The organism is Pseudoalteromonas sp. OFAV1 (assembly GCF_021532595.1).
Taxonomy (GTDB): Bacteria; Pseudomonadota; Gammaproteobacteria; order Enterobacterales; family Alteromonadaceae; genus Pseudoalteromonas; species Pseudoalteromonas lipolytica_C.
In genome coordinates this window covers 66424-85755 of the sequence record NZ_JAKGBG010000001.1, presented here as the reverse complement: position 1 = coordinate 85755, position 19332 = coordinate 66424, and the positions used below count along the sequence as shown (strand labels likewise).

The 19332-nt window shown below is 39.9% G+C and carries 21 protein-coding genes; 3 read left to right on the top strand and 18 right to left on the bottom strand.

All coding sequences use genetic code 11. The features are described 5' to 3' along the window. The first annotated feature begins 17 nt into the window (after window positions 1–17). Window positions 18–3128 (top strand): efflux RND transporter permease subunit, encoded by a 3111-nt coding sequence (locus tag L1267_RS00395; protein ID WP_235381758.1) that lies wholly within the window; start codon window positions 18–20, stop codon window positions 3126–3128. A 91-nt stretch (window positions 3129–3219) separates the two neighbouring features. Here L1267_RS00395 and L1267_RS00390 read toward each other — a convergent pair whose 3' ends face one another. Together L1267_RS00390 and L1267_RS23800 are read right to left on the bottom strand one after the other, a co-directional pair. Further along, a complete protein-coding gene (locus L1267_RS00390) occupies window positions 3220–3360 on the bottom strand; it encodes a cupredoxin domain-containing protein (RefSeq protein WP_229677580.1) in 141 nt (46 codons plus the stop codon). Window positions 3361–3416: 56 nt separating this feature from the next. Further along, complete coding sequence (locus tag L1267_RS23800; protein WP_353683143.1) at window positions 3417–3536, bottom strand: hypothetical protein; 120 nt, start codon at window positions 3534–3536, stop codon at window positions 3417–3419. A gap of 698 nt (window positions 3537–4234) precedes the next feature. Here L1267_RS23800 and L1267_RS00385 point away from each other — a divergent pair. Beyond that, window positions 4235–4756 carry a DUF305 domain-containing protein gene (locus L1267_RS00385; protein WP_016708237.1) on the top strand — a complete coding sequence of 174 codons (522 nt, stop codon included), beginning with the start codon at window positions 4235–4237 and terminating at the stop codon, window positions 4754–4756. Between the two features lies 1 nt (window position 4757). Continuing rightward, window positions 4758–5489, top strand: coding sequence for a MauE/DoxX family redox-associated membrane protein (locus tag L1267_RS00380; protein WP_016708238.1), 732 nt, complete (start codon window positions 4758–4760; stop codon window positions 5487–5489). 217 nt (window positions 5490–5706) lie between these two features. On the opposite strand, the gene L1267_RS00375 is transcribed toward L1267_RS00380, so the two are convergent. The 16 genes from L1267_RS00375 to L1267_RS00300 all read right to left on the bottom strand — a co-directional run bounded on the left by L1267_RS00375 (window position 5707) and on the right by L1267_RS00300 (window position 19326). Then, a complete protein-coding gene (locus tag L1267_RS00375) occupies window positions 5707–6057 on the bottom strand; it encodes a hypothetical protein (RefSeq protein ID WP_004589646.1) in 351 nt (116 codons plus the stop codon). 50 nt (window positions 6058–6107) lie between these two features. Continuing rightward, on the bottom strand, window positions 6108–6479 hold the full coding sequence (locus L1267_RS00370; RefSeq protein WP_016708239.1) for a hypothetical protein: 372 nt from the start codon (window positions 6477–6479) through the stop codon (window positions 6108–6110). Window positions 6480–6489: 10 nt separating this feature from the next. Continuing rightward, a complete protein-coding gene (locus L1267_RS00365; RefSeq protein ID WP_016708240.1) occupies window positions 6490–6912 on the bottom strand; it encodes a hypothetical protein in 423 nt (140 codons plus the stop codon). Then, a complete protein-coding gene (locus L1267_RS00360; RefSeq protein ID WP_016708241.1) occupies window positions 6896–7561 on the bottom strand; it encodes a methyltransferase family protein in 666 nt (221 codons plus the stop codon). The genes L1267_RS00365 and L1267_RS00360 overlap by 17 nt, the downstream gene beginning before the upstream one ends. Beyond that, a complete protein-coding gene (locus tag L1267_RS00355; protein WP_016708242.1) occupies window positions 7554–7889 on the bottom strand; it encodes a DUF2933 domain-containing protein in 336 nt (111 codons plus the stop codon). The genes L1267_RS00360 and L1267_RS00355 overlap by 8 nt, the downstream gene beginning before the upstream one ends. Before the next feature lie 9 nt (window positions 7890–7898). Then, on the bottom strand, window positions 7899–8252 hold the full coding sequence (locus L1267_RS00350; protein ID WP_045979597.1) for a cupredoxin domain-containing protein: 354 nt from the start codon (window positions 8250–8252) through the stop codon (window positions 7899–7901). Window positions 8253–8263: 11 nt separating this feature from the next. Continuing rightward, complete coding sequence (locus L1267_RS00345) at window positions 8264–10507, bottom strand: heavy metal translocating P-type ATPase (RefSeq protein ID WP_016708243.1); 2244 nt, start codon at window positions 10505–10507, stop codon at window positions 8264–8266. A 101-nt stretch (window positions 10508–10608) separates the two neighbouring features. Then, window positions 10609–11022, bottom strand: a complete 414-nt coding sequence (locus tag L1267_RS00340; RefSeq protein WP_016708244.1) for a MerR family transcriptional regulator — start codon at window positions 11020–11022, stop codon at window positions 10609–10611. A gap of 296 nt (window positions 11023–11318) precedes the next feature. Next, window positions 11319–11711 carry a hypothetical protein gene (locus tag L1267_RS00335; RefSeq protein WP_235381757.1) on the bottom strand — a complete coding sequence of 131 codons (393 nt, stop codon included), beginning with the start codon at window positions 11709–11711 and terminating at the stop codon, window positions 11319–11321. Between the two features lie 639 nt (window positions 11712–12350). Further along, entirely contained in the window at window positions 12351–13211 is an 861-nt protein-coding gene (locus tag L1267_RS00330; RefSeq protein ID WP_016708246.1) for a copper resistance protein B, read from the bottom strand. After that, on the bottom strand, window positions 13208–15031 hold the full coding sequence (locus L1267_RS00325) for a copper resistance system multicopper oxidase (protein ID WP_016708247.1): 1824 nt from the start codon (window positions 15029–15031) through the stop codon (window positions 13208–13210). Before L1267_RS00325 ends, L1267_RS00330 begins: the two co-directional genes overlap by 4 nt. Before the next feature lie 27 nt (window positions 15032–15058). After that, window positions 15059–15529, bottom strand: a complete 471-nt coding sequence (locus L1267_RS00320) for a YybH family protein (protein ID WP_016708248.1) — start codon at window positions 15527–15529, stop codon at window positions 15059–15061. Between the two features lie 15 nt (window positions 15530–15544). Next, the gene (locus tag L1267_RS00315) at window positions 15545–16432 is read right to left on the bottom strand and encodes a copper resistance D family protein (protein WP_016708249.1); all 888 of its coding nucleotides are present in this window, start codon (window positions 16430–16432) and stop codon (window positions 15545–15547) included. Between the two features lie 18 nt (window positions 16433–16450). Beyond that, complete coding sequence (locus L1267_RS00310) at window positions 16451–16798, bottom strand: copper resistance CopC family protein (protein WP_016708251.1); 348 nt, start codon at window positions 16796–16798, stop codon at window positions 16451–16453. 24 nt (window positions 16799–16822) lie between these two features. Further along, entirely contained in the window at window positions 16823–18655 is a 1833-nt protein-coding gene (locus L1267_RS00305; RefSeq protein WP_016708252.1) for a 2Fe-2S iron-sulfur cluster-binding protein, read from the bottom strand. Beyond that, a complete protein-coding gene (locus L1267_RS00300) occupies window positions 18655–19326 on the bottom strand; it encodes a PepSY domain-containing protein (RefSeq protein WP_235381756.1) in 672 nt (223 codons plus the stop codon). The genes L1267_RS00305 and L1267_RS00300 overlap by 1 nt, the downstream gene beginning before the upstream one ends. Window positions 19327–19332: the final 6 nt, after the last annotated feature.

The window sequence follows — 19332 nt, the reverse complement described above, 5'->3', positions numbered from 1 at the left end:
ATTATCGAGGTGAAAATATGATCGCTTGGATACTAGAATTATCTATCCGTAGACGTGGTACTATGTTGCTTATGGCCTTGTTTATCATCGCTTTAGGAATATGGAACTATCAGAAGCTACCTATTGACGCTGTGCCAGATATAACCAATGTACAGGTACAAATAAACACGCAGGCTCAAGGTTATTCACCTTTGGAAACAGAGCAACGGATTACGTTTATCGTCGAAACGGGCTTGGCGGGTTTACCTAAGCTGGATTATACCCGTTCACTTTCTCGATATGGCCTGTCGCAAGTGACTGTTGTGTTTGAAGAAGGCACAGATTTGTATTTTGCCAGAAACCTAATCAATGAGCGACTTAGCGCAATTAAGGAGCAACTACCGTTTGGCATTGAACCAGAAATGGGACCAATTGCTACGGGCCTCGGTGAAATATACATGTACAGTATAACTGCCGACGAAAGTGCAAAGCAGAATAATGGCTTACCCTATGATGCGATGGCGTTAAGGGAGATCCATGACTGGGTAGTGAAACCACAACTTGCATTGGTTAAAGGGATTACGGAAATCAATGCAATTGGTGGCTATAAAAAGCAATACCATATCAATCCCGATCCGTTAAGGATGTTGCACTTCGGTATTACCAGTGAAGCACTATCAAATGCAATAATGCGAAATAATGCAAATCAAGGGGCTGGATTCATCGAAAGAAGCGGACAGCAAATTCTTGTTCGTTCACAAGCTCAGTTGCAATCTATTCAAGACATCCAAAACGTCATTATAAAAAGCGACGACGGCACACTTGTAAAAGTTAAAGATGTCGCCGAAGTTGCGATAGGAAAAGAGCTAAGGACAGGAGCTGCATCACTGGAAGGCAAGGAAAGTGTGATTGGCACCGCAATGATGCTGGTAGGAGAAAATTCACGCTCGGTGGCATTGGCTGTTGGTGACAAGCTTAGTGAAATCCAAAACAGTTTACCTCAAGGCGTGTCCATAGTTCCCTTATATGACAGGACAACTCTGGTTGATAAAGCAATTAGCACCGTACAGAAAAATCTTATTGAAGGTGCATTACTGGTTATCTTCGTATTGTTCCTATTACTGGGTAACATACGCGCCGCTTTGATTACCGCCGCAGTAATTCCTTTGGCAATGTTGGCAACAATCACGGGCATGGTTCAAAGCAAAGTCTCTGCGAATTTAATGAGTCTGGGAGCCTTAGATTTTGGATTGATTGTCGATGGCGCGGTAATAATCGTTGAGAACTGCATTAGGCGGTTAGCAGAAAGCCAAAAACGAAATAGTTCTGTCATTTCCCTGAAAGAACGCCTAGACATTGTTTATTCTGCTACCAATGAGGTTATACGACCTAGTGTTTTTGGCGTATTGATCATAACGATTGTCTATTTACCTTTGTTTACCTTATCGGGTGTCGAGGGCAAAATGTTTCATCCGATGGCCGCAACGGTGATAATCGCTCTATTGTCTGCAATGGTATTTACCTTCACGCTAGTCCCCGCTGCGGTTGCTTTATTCTTGAAAGGCAAAATCAGCGAAAAAGAAAGTCCAGTAATTGTCGGCGCTAAGTCAGTTTATAGTCCTGTTTTGAAGTGGGCTTTAAAACTACGTTGGCTAGTTGTTTGCGGCGCTGCTTTACTTGTGACATTTAGCATATTACTTGGTAGTAAATTAGGATCTGAATTTGTTCCTCAACTTAATGAAGGTGACATTGCACTGCACGCGATGCGTATTCCGGGCACGGGTATTGACCAAGCTGTAGAAATGCAGAAGGTACTTGAACAACAAATTATGAAATATGATGAAGTTGTTACGGTGTTTTCAAAAACGGGCACAGCAGAAGTTGCGACAGACGCGATGCCGCCAAATGTGACTGATACTTTTCTGATATTAAAGCCGAGAGAGCAATGGCCCGACCCTAATTTAACGAAAGAGGATTTTGTTGAAAGGCTGGAAAAAGATCTCAGCTCTATTCCCGGCAATAATTATGAGTTTACTCAACCAATTCAGATGCGATTTAACGAATTAATTAGCGGAGTAAGAGCTGATTTAGGGATTAAGCTCTACGGTGATGATCTATCCCAACTTGTCATTTCTGCACAAGAAGTTTTGGCTACACTCAATACAATTTCAGGTGTTGCTGATGCGCGGCTCGAACAAGTTGATGACGTGCCTATCTTTACCGTTAACCCCAAGCCTGAAGCATTAGCGCTATACGGGTTGGATGCAAGCGACTTACAGTCTTGGTTAAAAACAGTCGTGTCAGGTGAAGGCGCAGGGTTAATATTCGAAGGTGATCGTCGATTTGAAATTGTAGTTAGATATCCTGAGCTGTTGAGAGCCAACCTTGATCAGCTAGGTAATTTGCCAATCGCGATAGAAAGTGGTGAGTTTGTACCTGTAAGCGAAGTTGCAGAGTTAAATTATACGACAGTTCCAAGTCAAATAAGCCGAGAAAATGGTAAGCGACGAATTGTAATTACAGCAAATGTTAGAAACCGAGATCTAGGCTCATTCGTACAAGAGGCACAGCAAAAAATTCAACAAAATGTTGAATTGCCTGCTGGTTATTGGCTTGAGTACGGCGGAACATTTGAGCAACTTGAGAGTGCAACGCAAAGATTATCCATCGTAGTACCTGCCACATTGTTTGTAATTTTGACACTGCTTGTCATAGCATTTAGTTCAATAAAAGATGCCCTGATCATATTTAGTGGTGTGCCTTTAGCACTTACAGGCGGCGTATTGGCTTTGTGGTTAAGAGACATGCCTCTTTCAATTTCTGCTGCTGTTGGATTTATCGCTCTTTCAGGGATAGCTGTATTAAATGGACTGGTGATGCTGTCATTCATTAAACAGCGATTACTTGAAACAGGAGAGCTAATAAACTCAATTATCGAAGGTGCAACTATCAGGCTTCGCCCTGTATTAATGACCGCTTTGGTTGCTAGCTTAGGTTTCATTCCTATGGCATTAAACGTCGGAACTGGGGCTGAAGTTCAGAGGCCATTAGCAACGGTGGTAATTGGAGGGATTATTTCCTCTACTTTACTTACTTTAGTTGTTTTGCCTGTTCTATATAGAATTGTTTACAGTAAATACAAATCTTAACTTTAATTTAGAGGCTTCTCGTAATGTTTTCGAGAAGCCTTTTGTTAAGTTACTTTTGCTCGTTCAGGTGTGTAAAAAGACCTATTTAAAACTAAATTACTTTTAAGACGCCGCGATACATTTGTATCTGACAATGAAACTCATGCTCTCCCTGTGACAAGTTTAATAAGGTAATTTGAGTAATTTCATTTAACTTAAGCTGTTCGCTTATATCCAATGAAGGAATAAGCATTATTTCAGCGCAGGGGGATTGCTCTTTATGACCGTTATGAACGCACGTCATTATTGCTAATTGCGCAGATTATGAATGAAACTGGTAAACGGATTATCATTTTTTGTACTGACAGAACCATTAATAATCTTTGAACAATCGCCCCGTTTGTGAGTACTTTCAATGTCCTCAAGAATAGACTTTAATGATCGGCCTAGCCGATCAAGGCGAGTAACTATTACCTCATCACCCTACCTGATGAAATCGATTAGCTTCTTTAACTTTTTTCATTTCTAACCGAAGTACCAGACACATTGCCTTATAATATTTTTTTACAACCATAATAGCCCAACTGAACAGTTGAGCATTCAAATCTTGTTCTCTAGTAGATACTCTTGCAAAACCACTTTCATGTGTAGGAAACTTTTAGCTTTCGAACATGAACGAGATAAAAGATCAATATTCGTTCATTTAAAAAGTGAAATAAATGACAACTCTAACTATCAAGATTAATTCTTCCACATGCTTTAACTGTGTCTTCACTTGTACACGAGCTTACATTTGTTGAAGCTCAGCTTGTAGTACTTTGAGTTCCCACATTAGATTGTTAACTAAAGCCAATTCCGCCTGTGTCTATCACAAGTTCAAAACTCAAACTCTAAATATAAGCTGATTTGATCTCCTTCAAAGAAGATTTTTTGCCCATAAACTCTTACACCGAAATGTGTAGATTAGTACTGATTCACAATAATTGCGCTGAAATTGAGTCAATCGTATTACAAATACTCTTATTGATACTGGCTCATTACTTGCAATTTTTCGAGAACATGACCACATGTAGAGAATAATAGGCTAACAGTGGGAAATATTTACACTATCAATGTAAGGATTACTTATGAAATACTCAAGATTTGCTGCAATGATCATCACCTCAACCATTGCTATGTTTGTCATGATGTATCTCAACACTTACGCAGTATCACATATATGGTTTAGTGAAACGCGTATCTATATGTCGTTGTATATGGGAGCAGGTATGGCAATGATCATGCTGGCCTTTATGCTTGGCATGTACAGTAACAAGAAGCTCAACATGGCTATTTTTCTATTGGCGACAATACTGTTCGCCATATGTCTTTATCTTGTTCGCTCTCAAAGCACAATTTCTGACACTGCCTACATGAAAGCGATGATTCCTCATCACTCCATTGCTATTCTTACTAGTGAGCATTCAACTTTGGAGGATGTACGCGTGCGTGAATTGGCAAATGGTATTATTAAAGCCCAACGAAAAGAAATAAAAGAAATGGAATGGCTGATTAAGGATATTTCTGAAAATGGAAAGGTCAGCTCACAAGCTCAGGCTGAGCAACGACCGCTCCCAAAGTTTGAAGGCACACTGAACAAAGGAGGCTAAGATGACTAAGACAGCTACCCTGTACAGAATGGTCACTGACGAACATATCTGCCCCTATGGTTTAAGGTCGAAAGATTTGCTGGAGAGGCAAGGGTATGATGTAGAAGATCATAAGCTCACGTCAAGACAACAAGCTGATGACTTCAAAGATAAGCATGATGTCAAAACTACGCCACAAACCTTTATTGAAGGAAAGCGTGTCGGAGGATACGATGACTTAAGAGAGTATTTTGGTAAAGATGAAGCAGGTCAAACTGGCACAACCTACACGCCAGTTGTAGCCATTTTCTCGATAGCTGCACTTCTTGCTGTCGCATCTCAACATTTTGCTTCCGGCTCATTTATCTCCATCAGAACACTGATGCTATTTATAGCTTTTTCAATGACGCTCTTAGCGGTGCAAAAACTGAAAGACCTATACAGTTTCACAAATTCGTTTATTACTTATGATTTACTAGCGATGAGATGGATAAGATATGGTTATATTTATCCCTTCATTGAAGCATATGCAGGTATTGGTATGGTTGCCCAACTACAGCCTCTCGCAGTGGCACCATTTTCATTGTTTATCGGCACAGTTGGAGCAATTTCAGTTTTCAAAGCCGTTTACATTGACAAACGCCAGTTAAAGTGTGCCTGTGTAGGCGGCGATAGCAGTGTGCCACTTGGATTTGTATCGCTATCTGAAAACTTATTTATGATCGCGGGAGCATTGATTATGCTGCTGATGTAAAGGTATAGCTCTATTCGGCGGCCCCTTAACTGTTAAGATTAGACCTAGGATGCCAGCCCACACCTTTCTAATCCATATGTAACATTTTTTTCTGTCGTACTGGCATCAAGATAACCAGAACTGAGCAAACAATCTCAAAGGTTGTACAAAATAACACTAAAGCTTTTTCATTAAGTTTTATTGTTATGCTCTTGTGGTGGCTTTCGCCACCACTTTATTAGTTTTCAAGTTCCACCATATCTTTCGCTGCAATGTCACCAGACACTAGCTTTACAGTTGCGAAATGATCATTCACAATTTTAGTAATTTGTACCGTTCCTACCTTTTCGATAGTGTAGGGATCTTCACCTTCACTCAATACTATTCTTTCATGGAATCTAATAACACTGTATTTTTGCCCAACCTCTGCGCCATGCTTAGCACCAATACAGATTAGAGTTCGATTATCAGAACTTTCTACTACCTGACCTCTCATCATGTATTTATGATAAAAAGTGGTATTGGAACAACCCACTAAATATAAACCGAATGTAAGCAATAAAAGAGCTTTTATATAGGGTGTTTTCATCACTGTTACCTCATTTGACTAACTAATTATCTATACACTTTTTTATGAATTCATTTGTTTTTCCGGCCAGCCCCCGAAGGTGCTTGATGACAACTCCAAGGCTTATGAACAGAGTTATCTTTGATGTTCTGATCAACAAATTTATAGTAACTTTCTTTAGTATGTGTCCACCAATCATCATGAACATCTGCGCCATACTTACGGATTACCTCCTCAATCCCATCAAGGCTTACGTTTGCGGCATCATAGGCAAGGTGTATTTCACCTTCTTTGATGTTGTAACTAACTTCATCTATACCAAAAAGCTGATCTATTTCTTTTACTAACTCGTCACAGCTTTCTTCTGTGACATGGCTAAGCTTTAGATTTCGAACAACTAAATTTTGCTCTCTAACGCCAACTCTATGATCTAAATCGCTCATAATTTTTCTCCTAATGTTTGTGTGAATGCTGTTGATTGCTATCTTTCATTTCTTCCATTTTCCGGTTCATCTGCGGCATCATGTTCTCCATCATTTCTAAATGATGTTCAGTCATCTTGATTTGTTGATGCATTGGCATTTCTTCCATGTTTTTGTGCATGGATTGCATCATCTTCATCATTGAACGGTGATGTTCAACCATCATCTGCTGTTGCTTGTCAGGATCTTTTTCAGTTTTAATGGCATGGACTTCCTTTTTCATTTCCATCATCTTTTTATGCATTTCTCCCATGTTCTCATGTGGTATTGTCATGCCTTGATGCATACCAGCTTTGTTCGCACCTTCATGTTTATGCTCATTGTTTTGGGCAAATAAGCTAGTGGTTATCAGTAGTGAACCAATAAATAAAATTGATTTAATTAACGTTTTCATGATTTTTACCTTCTACACTTTTATTAAAACTTGGGATCCAACTTGGTGTCGATTCCATATACCTGTGGTACTCCGAACCAAATTCAGCAATCGCCTGTGCTTCTTCGCGTTTCGCTAGCTTGACGTAAACAACGACTAAGATCGGAAACATCGCAAGTGTTGGGATTGTCGGCCACTGCAATAAAAAGCCGAACATGATTAGAATGAAAGCTACATACTGTGGGTGGCGACATCTTGCATACCATCCAGTTGTAGCCAATTGATGATGTTTTTGCGCGTGATGCAATACATTCCATGCTGAAGACAACATAAAGAAACCTGCAACAATAAACACCATACTCACTATATGAAATGGGTCCCAATGGGCATCACCTTGAAATCCAAAGAAAGTATGTAATAAATGCCCATTTTCATGCGCAAAGAAATTTACTTCTGGATAGGTCTCCGTCAGCCACCCCGACAGAAAATAGATAGTTAAAGGAAAGCCATACATTTCAGTAAATAGGGCAACAATAAAGGCAGAGAACGCGCTTAGACTTCTCCAATCAGTTGATGTTTTTGGTTTGACAAAACTAAAGGCAAAAAAGATAAAAATTGCTGAGTTCAGTATCACCATTGACCATAAGCCATAATCATATGTTTCATTCATCACTGCTCTCCTTTTTATGTGATTCCTTACGTGCCTTTTCTAAGCCTTGTATGTAGCCATCGCGATAGGCTGCATTTTTATCCGTGAGTTCTTGAAAGCTCTCTTCCTTTTTTTCATCAGGCGCATGTGAATGATCGTGACCATGTTTACCATGACTGCCATGCATAAATACGTGCATCAAGGGGCATAGCAATAAAATCAAGTAGGGAAGAAATTGCAGCGTATGTTGACCATGCTCAAGCACTAAGAAGTAGGTCACTGCGGCAATAAGTGCCAGTGCAGCCCAGCCTGTAGGTGTTGACCAAAAATTAGGGTGTTGATTTTTCATATTGCCCTCCTAAACGACTTTTAAGACACCGCGATACATTTGCATCTGACAGTGAAACTCATGCTCTCCCGGTGACAAGTTTAATAAGGTAATTTGAGTAATTTCATTTAACTTAAGCTGTTCGCTTATATCCAATGAAGGAATAAGCATTGTTTCAGCGCAGGGGGATTGATCTTTGCGTATAAACTTCAAGGTAACAGGTTGGCTAGCAGACACCTGAATTGAGGATGGGGAATACACGCCATCCCTCACTTCAATGAGTACTTCATTACCTTGAACGATTGTTTTATTGGGTTTATATAGCCAAAACCACCAAACAATCAGCGCGATTAACATTAAGCCTAATAAGTTAATTAACATCATCGCTCTTCTCCTTAATGCTCTTTTGCTTTAAAAAAGCGAAGTCGATTTGCATTTGACACCACAGTCAATGACGAAAACGCCATTGCAGCACCTGCAATTACAGGGCTAAGCAGAATGCCAAAGAAGGGATATAGAACCCCCGCAGCAAAAGGAATCCCGGCTACGTTATAGACAAACGCGCCAAACAAGTTTTGTTTGATATTTCGTAAAGTAGCTTTGCTTACCGCTATGGCATCGGCAAGGCCATGAAGTGAACCACGCATTAGGGTAATGTCAGCACTTTCGATAGCTACATCAGTCCCTGTGCCTATGGCGAATCCAACATCGGCTAACGCTAGCGCAGGAGCATCGTTGATGCCATCTCCTGTCATACCAACAATTTCGCCACTGCCTTGTAGCTCTTTCACCTTGTTGGCTTTATCTTCTGGCAGCACCTCAGCAAGAAATTCGCTAATACCTGCTTTTTTGGCAACAGCGGCAGCGGTTTCCTTGTTATCACCTGTTAACATGATGACGCGTATACCATTAGCCTGAAGCCGTTTGATAGCAGAGATTGAGTCTGACTTAATGGGATCTGCGACAGCAATGATTGCGGCAAGTTCACCATCTACAGCAAAGTACATAGGTGTTTTGGCTTCTTTGGCTAAAGACTGGGCTTTTCCAACAAAGCCTGTGAGGTCTATGCCTTTTAACTTCATTAGTTTATCGTTACCAAAAAGCAGGACTTTATTGTTACAGTTTGCTTCTACACCAAAACCCGTAATAGCATTAAACGATTCAATTTTTAGTAACTCAATATCCTTATCTAAAGCACTTTCAACAATCGCTTGCGCTAAAGGGTGCTCTGAGCCGCTTTCTAAACTTGCTGCAAGCTGTAGTACGTCTTTTTCGTCAGTAGCTTTTGCTAAAACAATATCGGTTACCTTAGGTGCCCCTTCAGTAATAGTGCCCGTTTTATCTAAAATCATGGCAGTGATTTTAGAGGCGGTTTGCAGTGCCTCACCGTTGCGAATAAGTACTCCGGCTTCTGCTGCTTTTCCTACTCCGACCATGACAGACATGGGTGTTGCCAAGCCTAAAGCACACGGGCAGGCAATAATAAGCACAGTAGTTGCTGATACGATAGCAAAAGCAATTGCTGGCTCAGGGCCAAAGTTAAGCCATGCTAACGCACTTAACACCGAGATGATCATGACTACAGGAACGAAATAGGCGGAAATAACATCGGCCAAGCGGCCAATCGGCGGTTTTGAATTTTGCGCTCGTTTCACCATATTGATGATCTGTGCAAGCGCCGTGTCTTTACCAACGCGTGTCGCTCTAAATAAAATCATGCCTGATTTGTTCAAAGTACCAGCGACAACCTCATCTTCTTCGGCTTTTTCAACAGGCATAGGTTCGCCTGTCAGCATGGACTCATCAATAGAGGTGTGTCCTTCCAATACAACGCCATCCACGGGAATTTTTTCACCCGGCTTTACTTTCACAACATCATGAAGCAAAACCTGTTCGATACCTATCTGAACCTCTTTATTATCACGAACTACAGTTGCCGTTTTGGCCTGCAAGCCGATAAGACGTTTAATGGCCTCAGAGGTTTTACCTCTGGCTTTTATTTCTAATGCTAGACCTAAATCAATTAAGCCAATGATCATGGCGGTAGCTTCAAAATAGACATGTCGTGCCATCAATGGAACGGCGTCAGGTGCAAACACGACAACCATCGAATACACCCAAGCTGTACCTGTTCCTAAAGCTATTAGAGTGTCCATATTAGCGGAGTGGTTTTTAAAGCTTTTCCATGCTCCTACATAGAAATGCTTACCTGAAAAATACATAACGCCAAAAGTTAAAATGCCTACAACTAGCCAAGACATGCGTTCAAGGTTTGTTTCAACCGTCATTTCTCCAACCACAATGCTGTAGATCATCAAAGGAACGCCGAGTGAAAGGGCAATAAACGTATCGCGCATTAGCTTTTTGTAATATGCCCAATCCGCCGCCTCTTTCTCATCAAGCGCATCTGTTGCTGAGCTATCATCAATTGGCTTCGCGTTATACCCCACTGACTCAACAGCTTTGATCAATTCTTCTGTTTTAGCTGTCCCATAAACTGTTACTGTCCTATCAGCAAAATTCATTTCCGCACTGACGACTCCAAGAGTTGCCTTCAACGCCCCTTCAATTTTGCCTACACAGCTAGCACACCCAGCGCCTTCAATGATAAGCTGTTGGTTATGTGATACTTTCTCCAACGTATTCTCCTTAGTTTTACACGAAGAGGATTGAGCTTTTGCCTGACAGCAACAGCCTGATTCAGTTTTTATATTTGTGTTAGTAGCCACCCTTTTTCCTCCTATGCTTTTTTAATTTGCTCAAAGTTTTCGATGAGATGACAAACCATGTTTGCAGTCGGTGCCTTGTCTTCCATTTCTTCCCACTGAGAAAGCGCAGAAGACATTTTTCCTCGAAGTGCCAACATTGCTTGAAACTGCTTTTCTGTTTCTTCAAGCCGCTCTTTGATCAGGCTTCTGACTAATGGGCACGCACTTTTACCATCTTCAGATTCATTAATAATTTCCTTGATATCTGCAACGGAAAAACCAAGGTTTCTGGCACTTAAAATGAATTTAAGTCTCGATACTTCTTTATTCGAGTATGACTTGTAGCCGTTCACTGACTTAGCAGGTTTTAACAATCCTAATCTGGTGTAATAGCGCACCGTATCAGCAGTCGTTCCAAGGCTTTTTGCCAGCTCCGCAACTTTCATATTCACTCCTCAGTTTTTAGCTAAGTTTGTACTCTCATCTTCAGCTTAGACCTGTGTCTAAGACACAGGTCAAGTACTAATTCTAGTGAATAAGCTAAAAACTAATTTTTTGGTAAAAGAGAAATCTCGGCCAAAATCGACAGCATTAAGTACTGTAAATGGCAATAGTTTGAGAATTTTCATAGTGCCTTCAAAATATCGTACTAATCGTTCAAAACAATTGATTATTTAAATCAATGAATAAGTCATTCTATTTTTGATGGGAGTGGCGAAAAAAAGACGCACTGATCCCGTGATTAGCCAATAATTGGTGGACGATAAAGTAAGAGATGGATACCAGATTTTGGTAGAGGTGTACGCTGTAGAAATAGCTCAGAGTAAATATTGCAAATACCTTCCTCTTGCGCTTGCACAAGATAGGCATTTAAATGAAAGCTTGAACAAAATCCCCCCTCACAACAAACACAATCACTAGCTTTGCATTTTTCACAGACTTCATCACCATGACGGTGTTTAGAGTCTTGCGAGTTTACAGTGTGATAGTGACTATTGTCATTCATTGATTGATGGTGAATATTTTTGCTTCGTTGCATAATATGCGTGTCGGAAGATCCATTTTGATGTTCTTCACAATTCATTGGCTTAGCTGTAGCAAAACTATGCTGCGTAAGCAACACAGTTATTATCACTATTTTAAACCACCTGAAAAGTCCAAACATTATCATTCCTTCTTTAGCTCCTACAATATTAGCCACTTTATAAAAATAATTTTATGATCTTGATCAACCTTTGAACTAAAACCTAAACTTTTTACTTTTTTAAACAGCTTAAACTTAACAAGTATAAAAGGGGTGTCTAATTTAGACTCATGAGATTGAAGCCAAGCATGAGCACCATTAAAAAAATAAAAACCCTACGCTCATAACTAGGTATTGAGTAAGGGATCATTTTTCCAATTGTTCAGCTTTAAGCACAGTACTTTGCAACAATCGGTTCTATCCCGAGCACACCCAATTCCCGTTCATCAAAAGTGATAAAATGGCCTATTGTACGTCTTTCAATGGCGATGTTTTTTGGCTTGACTCTTTAACCTTAAACATTCGCCAACTTTACTTCTTAGCTGATATTCCACCTTGATAGGTATACACCAGACTGGCACCGACTGAAAACAAGAAGTAGCTTACTATTACTGCTCTTAGTTCTTTCCAAAAAAACTATTAGCTAGGCCTTTTCTAACATAACTAAAATGGTTTAAATCCCAAAAAACGAAAGCTACCATCAATATAGTTGCGGTAGCTCTCATCAAGTCAATATAGTATTTCTTCACATCAGAGCCAGAACTTGATACCTGCAACAAAAGCAGTATCACGCGTACTTTGCCCATTTAACTTCGCAAAGTCGGCTGTATTACCAAATTTATTTGTCCACTCAACGCCAACATAGGGAGCAAACTGGCGGGTAAACTCATAACGAACCCGAAAACCAATAGCACTGCTAGATAAGCCACTACCAAGGTTATTTTGGACGTCATCCTTACCGTAAAGCGTCAACTCTGCTCGTGGTTGAACAATTAACTTTTGAGTAAGTAATAGCTCATACTCAGCTTCGATCGAAAATGCACTATTACCTTGCTCTCCTAAATACGCAGTCATATCAATTTCAAACCAGTAGGGGGCTAGACCTTGTAAACCAAAAGCTAGCCATTTGCGGTTTTCACCTTCGTTATTGTAATCAAGTCGAATACCGACTTGTGTATCCCAATAAGCAGATATTGCGTGGCCCCATAGAAAATCTGTTTGGTTCTCCTCTAAATTACCTTCGCTAAAATCTCCCTCAGTTTTGATGACTAATCTATCAAAAGTAGTGCCATACCATGCCTGAAAGTCAAAAACACCTGCGTTTGTTTGCTCATTATATTCAAGACGATCCCCTAGTAGCGCGTAAAATGAATGCTCATCTGCCAAAGTCAGTCGTTTGTCGCTATTGAGTGCATAAGGACCTTCAGTCAATGTTGTACCTGCGGCATAAGCATGAGGGTCTCTAGCATCTTTAGGTGCATCTCCACCTTGTGCTTGCATTTTAGAATCACCCATCTCAGTCATCTCATCTTTTGCAGATACAGATACACTTATAAGGGGCAAACCTATTAATAATAGTTTTAACGTATTGGTTAGTATTAATTTTCTCATGATACAACTACCTCTCTAAACATACCTGCATCCATGTGGAATAATAAATGGCAATGCCATGCCCAGCGACCTACGTCATGAGGTGTTGTTAAAAAACTAATTCTTTGCGCTGGTTGTACAGGGATAGTATGGCGACGAACCTGTACATCACCTTTTTCATTCTCCAAATCGCTCCACATACCATGCAGGTGCATTGGATGTGTCATCATTGTATCGTTTTGTAAAATAACTCTTAAACGTTGATTATGCTTCATGTGAACTGGCGTGCTTTTTCCAAATTCCAAACCATCAAATGACCAGCTATAACGCTCCATGTTTCCAGTTAAATGTAATTCAATTTCAGCCTCTGGCTCTTGCTGGTTTGTAATTCCCTCAAGAGAATGTAAATCTGCAAGTGTTAAAACACGGCGTCCATTTTTACGTAAACCTATACCGGGATCATCAAGGTTTGTTCTAGGCATATCAACACGCATATCAACAGAAGCTCCATACTCTGTTTTTGCATGACGCACTTTAGTGCTAGCAACAGCTAATGGGTTTTTAGTCATTCCATGTTTACTATGATCCATTGCCATCGCTCCATGACCCATTGCACTATGATCCATTTTATTAGAATTCATGCCCGACATACCTGCCGTATCAGCCATTGTAGAATGCACACTATCATGGGTCATATTGCCCATCATATCTGTCATCGTTAACCACTCAACGGGGTCTAAAGAAGGTACTGGTGCATCAACGTTAGGTGCCATTGATAAAGTACCTTTAGCATAACCTGAGCGATCCATGCTTTGTGCAAAAATCGTATATGCATCATTTTTTGGCTCGACAAGTACATCATAAGTTTCACCGGGACCAAATCTAAATTCATCTACTGTCACAGGTTCAACATTTTGTCCATCAGCTTGTACAACTGTTAACTTCAGCTCAGGTATTCTTACATCAAAAAACGTATTGCTAGAACCGTTAATAAATCTAAGCCTAACCTTTTCGCCAGCTTTAAACATTCCACGCCAATTTGTCAAAGGCGCACAACCATTCATTAAAAAAGTCATTGCAGATGCTGATAAGTCTGCAAGATCTGTAGGGTTCATTCTCATTTTATTCCACATTTCCCGGCGTTGTAGCGCATTTGAAACGCTGCTATTTGAAATGTCATCAAAAAACTCTGGAACAGTAGGTTGATTAAAGTTAAATACATCGCTCTGTACTTTTAACTTGCGAAACAAATCCATTGGGTCATCATCAGTCCAATCAGACAATTGAATGACATGCTCATTGTCAGCACTAATAATATCCTTTTCTCTTGGCTCAATAATTAATGCGCCGTACATACCTGTCATTTCTTGAAAGCCACTGTGTGAGTGATACCAATATGTGCCGCTTTGTTGCAGCTTAAATTTATAAACAAAGGTTTCACCCGGCATTATACCTTTAAAGCTAATACCCGGTACGCCATCCATTTGATACGGAAGAATGATCCCATGCCAATGAATTGAACTCGGCACTGATAATTTATTAGTTACCCTGATAGTAACGTCATCACCTTCTCTGAGGCGCAAGGTAGGAGCTGGTATTGAGCCATTGATTGTTGTAGCCATTCTTACAACACCTGTGAAGTTTACGGGTGACTCATCTATCACTAAATCTATTACTTCTCCACTTAGTTCGGGCGCAGTACCTGTTGAAGTTCCAGCAATCAAAGATGAAGCTGCATGAAGAACACTTGGAAAAGCAGCTAATACACCGCCAGCAGCTAATCCTTGTACAAAGCGTCTACGTGGCGTAGAAACTTGATGTAATGGATTGTTGTTTCTCATTTTACTCTCCGTTGTTTGACCAATAAATTAATGTGACCAATGAATGTGCTTAATCTTCCATTCACCATTTTGTTTTTCCAGCACCATCGTTTCCATGCCTTGATAATCGCGTTCAACACCTTTATGAGTACCTGTAGTTTGACTGCGCGACGCAGAGATAGCGGTATTTCCAAGTATCGTCACTTGATGTTCAAGTGTGTCGCTCTTCATCGCTGCTAAATACTTCATATCCGACAACATATGATGATGAGCATATTCATCAGCGCTCCTTTCAACGCGGCCTCCCTCGAAAATGGTGACATCATCCGCTAACTGCGCTCTAGCCTGTTTTTGATTGCCAGTTTCAAGTGCTTGATGAAATGCCAAAACAACTTTTGCGGCAGGGGTATCTATACCTTTAAACAAACCTTTGTCTTTGTTCTTATCACCATGAGCGTTTGTTGCGAAACTAAACGTCATTAATAAAACGAGTAATATATTTATTGTTTTCATTTTCATTCTCTCTTTTAGGTTTTAATTTGCAGGGCCAACAACACTAGTAAGCCCAGCCGTTACAGATAAAATGGCAAAAGCTACTACCATTTCTATCGAGATAGATTTAGATAAAGCCTCTCTGCCTTGACTATTTTTAAGTTGTGGAACGAGTATTAGTTTATGTTTAGCAGCAAGTGCCAAAATAGACACTACAAGAGCCAATTTAAACAACAGTGTTTGTCCGTAACTTGAGCTTATTAGTGCATCAAGACTTCCGACCAATTGAATCACGAGCCAGAGGCCTGCTACCAACAATAGGCTCAATGTAAAACTTGCTTGTTTGCCAAAGCTTTCCATCAGCAAATGAAGTTCTGCATAACTTAGCTGATGGCAAGCCTGTTTTAGTGGCAATAACGCCCCAAACCACCATGCCATAACGAGCACATGCAAAATAAGCAAGCCTTTTTCAATTGTGCCTAACTCAGAAATATGACCCAGTAACGTGAATGAGTATGCAAGGATTAATAAACTCAACATTAAAGCGCTTTGTTTTAAGTACGAGTTCACAGCGAATTTGAACCTTAAAGCTAAAGCGATTATTGCGGTAACTAGCCCAAGCGCTCGAAGCAAAGCTCCAGTGCCGACAGAGGAGTCCCACATAATAGCCAATATATCAGCGTCTATCGCCCCCTGAATTCCCTCTTCTGCCATTGCACCAGTACTGGCAAAGAACCAAGTAATATTAGCGATCAAAGCCATAACTATATAAGTTCTTGTCCACGTTAAATTCGCTATTACAGCATTACTATGAGATTCATTATGCTCAAAAATTTGTCTGAAAAATGTATAGCCGGCAATACAGGCAAAGCCGACGTAAAATACAATTTTTGACAGTACAATGACTGTATTCCAGATATACATTTCCATATCAATCACACAGCCTTACTAATGAACCATAAAGCCGAAGCTATCTTTCATTTTATGTCCATCTTTACCTAAATAGGTCACATCAACGATATAGTTTGTTGGAGCTAATTTAGGTAGTTCCCATGAAAACTCTCTGGAAGCTTCTTTTGATGGTTTAAAGTCAAATTTAATATTTTCACCTTTTTTATTTTTCAACGTAACTTTAACTACACGTACCTCTTTGCTAAATCCCAATGTCAATTTTTCTGGAGTATTCATTAGCATTGCATTATCAGCAGGCACGCTTTTTTCAAGATGCACATGTGCAAATACTGCACTACTAAAAACAACACTGATTATGGTTAAAAGTTTAATTAATGTTTTCATATATACCTCTATTTATTTAATGGATTAACGACTAAATTTATCTTTGAAAATTTGATTACTTGGAATCCCAGCATCTATAATTATTTTTTCCACTTCACTCATCATTGCTTCTGGACCGCATAAGTAAAACTCAGCCAAATGTAGTTCTGATTTTTGGTTCATATACGGCAGAAGTACTTTTTGAACATAGCCTGAGTGCCCTTGCCATTCTTCTGAAGGATTAGAAAGAGTAGGAATATAAGAGAAGTTTTTATGCTTCTCACTCAGTGACTTCAATTCATTATGGTATAGCAAGTCATCTTCAGTTCGCGCACCATAGATAAGAGTCAAACCACTTTTATCTTTATGCTTTTTCAACTGTTCAAAAATAATAGACCTCAGTGGTGCAAGTCCTGAACCCGCACCTATAAACACGCGACTAACTTTTTTATTTGAAGTGGCATAAAAATCAGAAAAAGGGCCTCTTGCAGTTATCGTTTCACCTACTTGGAGTGAACCTAAATAACTTGAACCTATTCCTGCTTTAAAACCATTCTTTGCGGTCTGCCAACGGATATTAAACATTAACTCATCAGACTCCTCGTCAAAGTTAACTAATGAGTAGTGGCGAGTTACACCGTTATGAGAAAATTTTCCATGATAGTAGCTATCCCAGTATTTTTCATAGCACTCTGGCATATCATCTGGACGTAAGCTATTCATCCCTGCTGGCACATCAAATTGCATATATGCACCAGCTTTAAATGCCAACTGTTTGCCTGATTTCAGCTTAAATTTCACTTCCTTGATAAAAGGAGTAATGAAATTAGTCGCAACCACAACTAGCTCATGATTTTCAATATTGCGATCAGTATTAACTTCAATCGAACTAATTTCAGAAAACCTATGCTGACATCCAAGCCGATAACCTTCCTTAAGTTGCTCCTGAGATAAATGTTCCTGTTCAGATAGTGTGATAGGTAATTTAGTTGAACTTAAGAACACGCATTTGCCACAAGTACCGCCACCACCGCAACCTGAAGGAAGGTATACATGTGAACTAGCTAGCCCTTCTAATACAGTTGAGCGACCAACTGCTGAGATGTCAGTAATAGTATTTTCATTGGAAAACGTCACTGCCACTTTTTGCCTGTTAGTGCCCCAACCTAGCTTCAGTAAACCACTTCGATACTGTTGTATCAGCCAAGTAACACCAGTAATTGAAAGGAATAGCGTTGCAAAAGCAAATGCAATGATCAACCAATGGTTAAATCCTCCAGAATTGCCATAGTCCATAAAGTGAAGCTTCATCATCAGATCTTTCAATCTGAAATCATCATTGGCATGGCGAAGTACTTGACCTGTAATACTATCTAAATAAATAGTTGTATTGTTCTCATCCTCAACGGCAACTTGCCACATAGGATTTTGCTGCCTTACGTGATCAGAAAACGGAGGTTGAGATAACACTGGAGTAGTTAACTTACCCTGTCCTGAGTAGGAGTTTTTTGCCAAAGTTAGTACTTGTTCTTCAGACAAATTAAATGGCTTTCCTGTTACAGCATCAAATAGCTTTGAGTGGCGTTCTTGATAGCTATGCTGCCCCTTATCGAACACAAAATGATAGTAAGGCTGATGTAAAACCCATATAAGGTTTACTTCCTGCGGAGCATTACTAGTAATGTCTTTAATAGGGAATAGGTCAAAGCCTGTAATGCTACCTTCATGATGAGAATGAACTCTAAGTTCATTACCACTGGCTTTACTGTGATCCATCAAATTGAAGTAAAGGCCCGTTCCCAACCAAATAAGCAGTTGTAAACCAACAAATAAAGAAAGCCACTTGTGTATCGTTGTATTTAACTTAAATAGTCGCATCAAATGACTCTCTTTTTATTTGGGGAAAGCACTCGGTAATAAGTCAATACTGCGCCAGTAATTGCTCCCATTAGACCTAGAGTTGCGACCAAGAACAAAAACCAGTTAGATACGTTTTCTCCATCATAGTAATCCATAATGTGGAACCGCCACATCCAATCAAACAATCGCCAGTAATCATGACGCTTGGCAACAAGTGATCCTGTTTGTTGACTTATATAAAATGTCGGTGTGGAGAATTGCTCAAACGTCACTCTCCAAACAGGTAAATGCCTTGGGGACAACTCAGCAGGCAAGTTTGTCGCTGACTTAATCAACCTTATGCTGTCGATTTGATGATTCAGCACATAATGGTATTGTGCGATTTCTTTAGCCTTGGTTTCATCTACAAGGGCCTGAACAGCTCCAGTTTTAGCATCTATTGCTACTTTTCCATTTTCTCCATTAATAAAAGAATACAAAGGACGGCCCATACTTTGAGTAAGTGTAACTTGGCTAGCTTTAGGATAATCCGCAGCTAGCTTTACAATGGAGTAATCCATACTTGCTAAATCTATTTTGGCTTCCTCACTCTTAGCCAAGGTTTCGCCGTGTATATAGTGAATATCCATAGTCACCATATACACACCAGTAATCGACCAGAAAAGGAATTGTATCCCTACAAATGCCATTAGCCA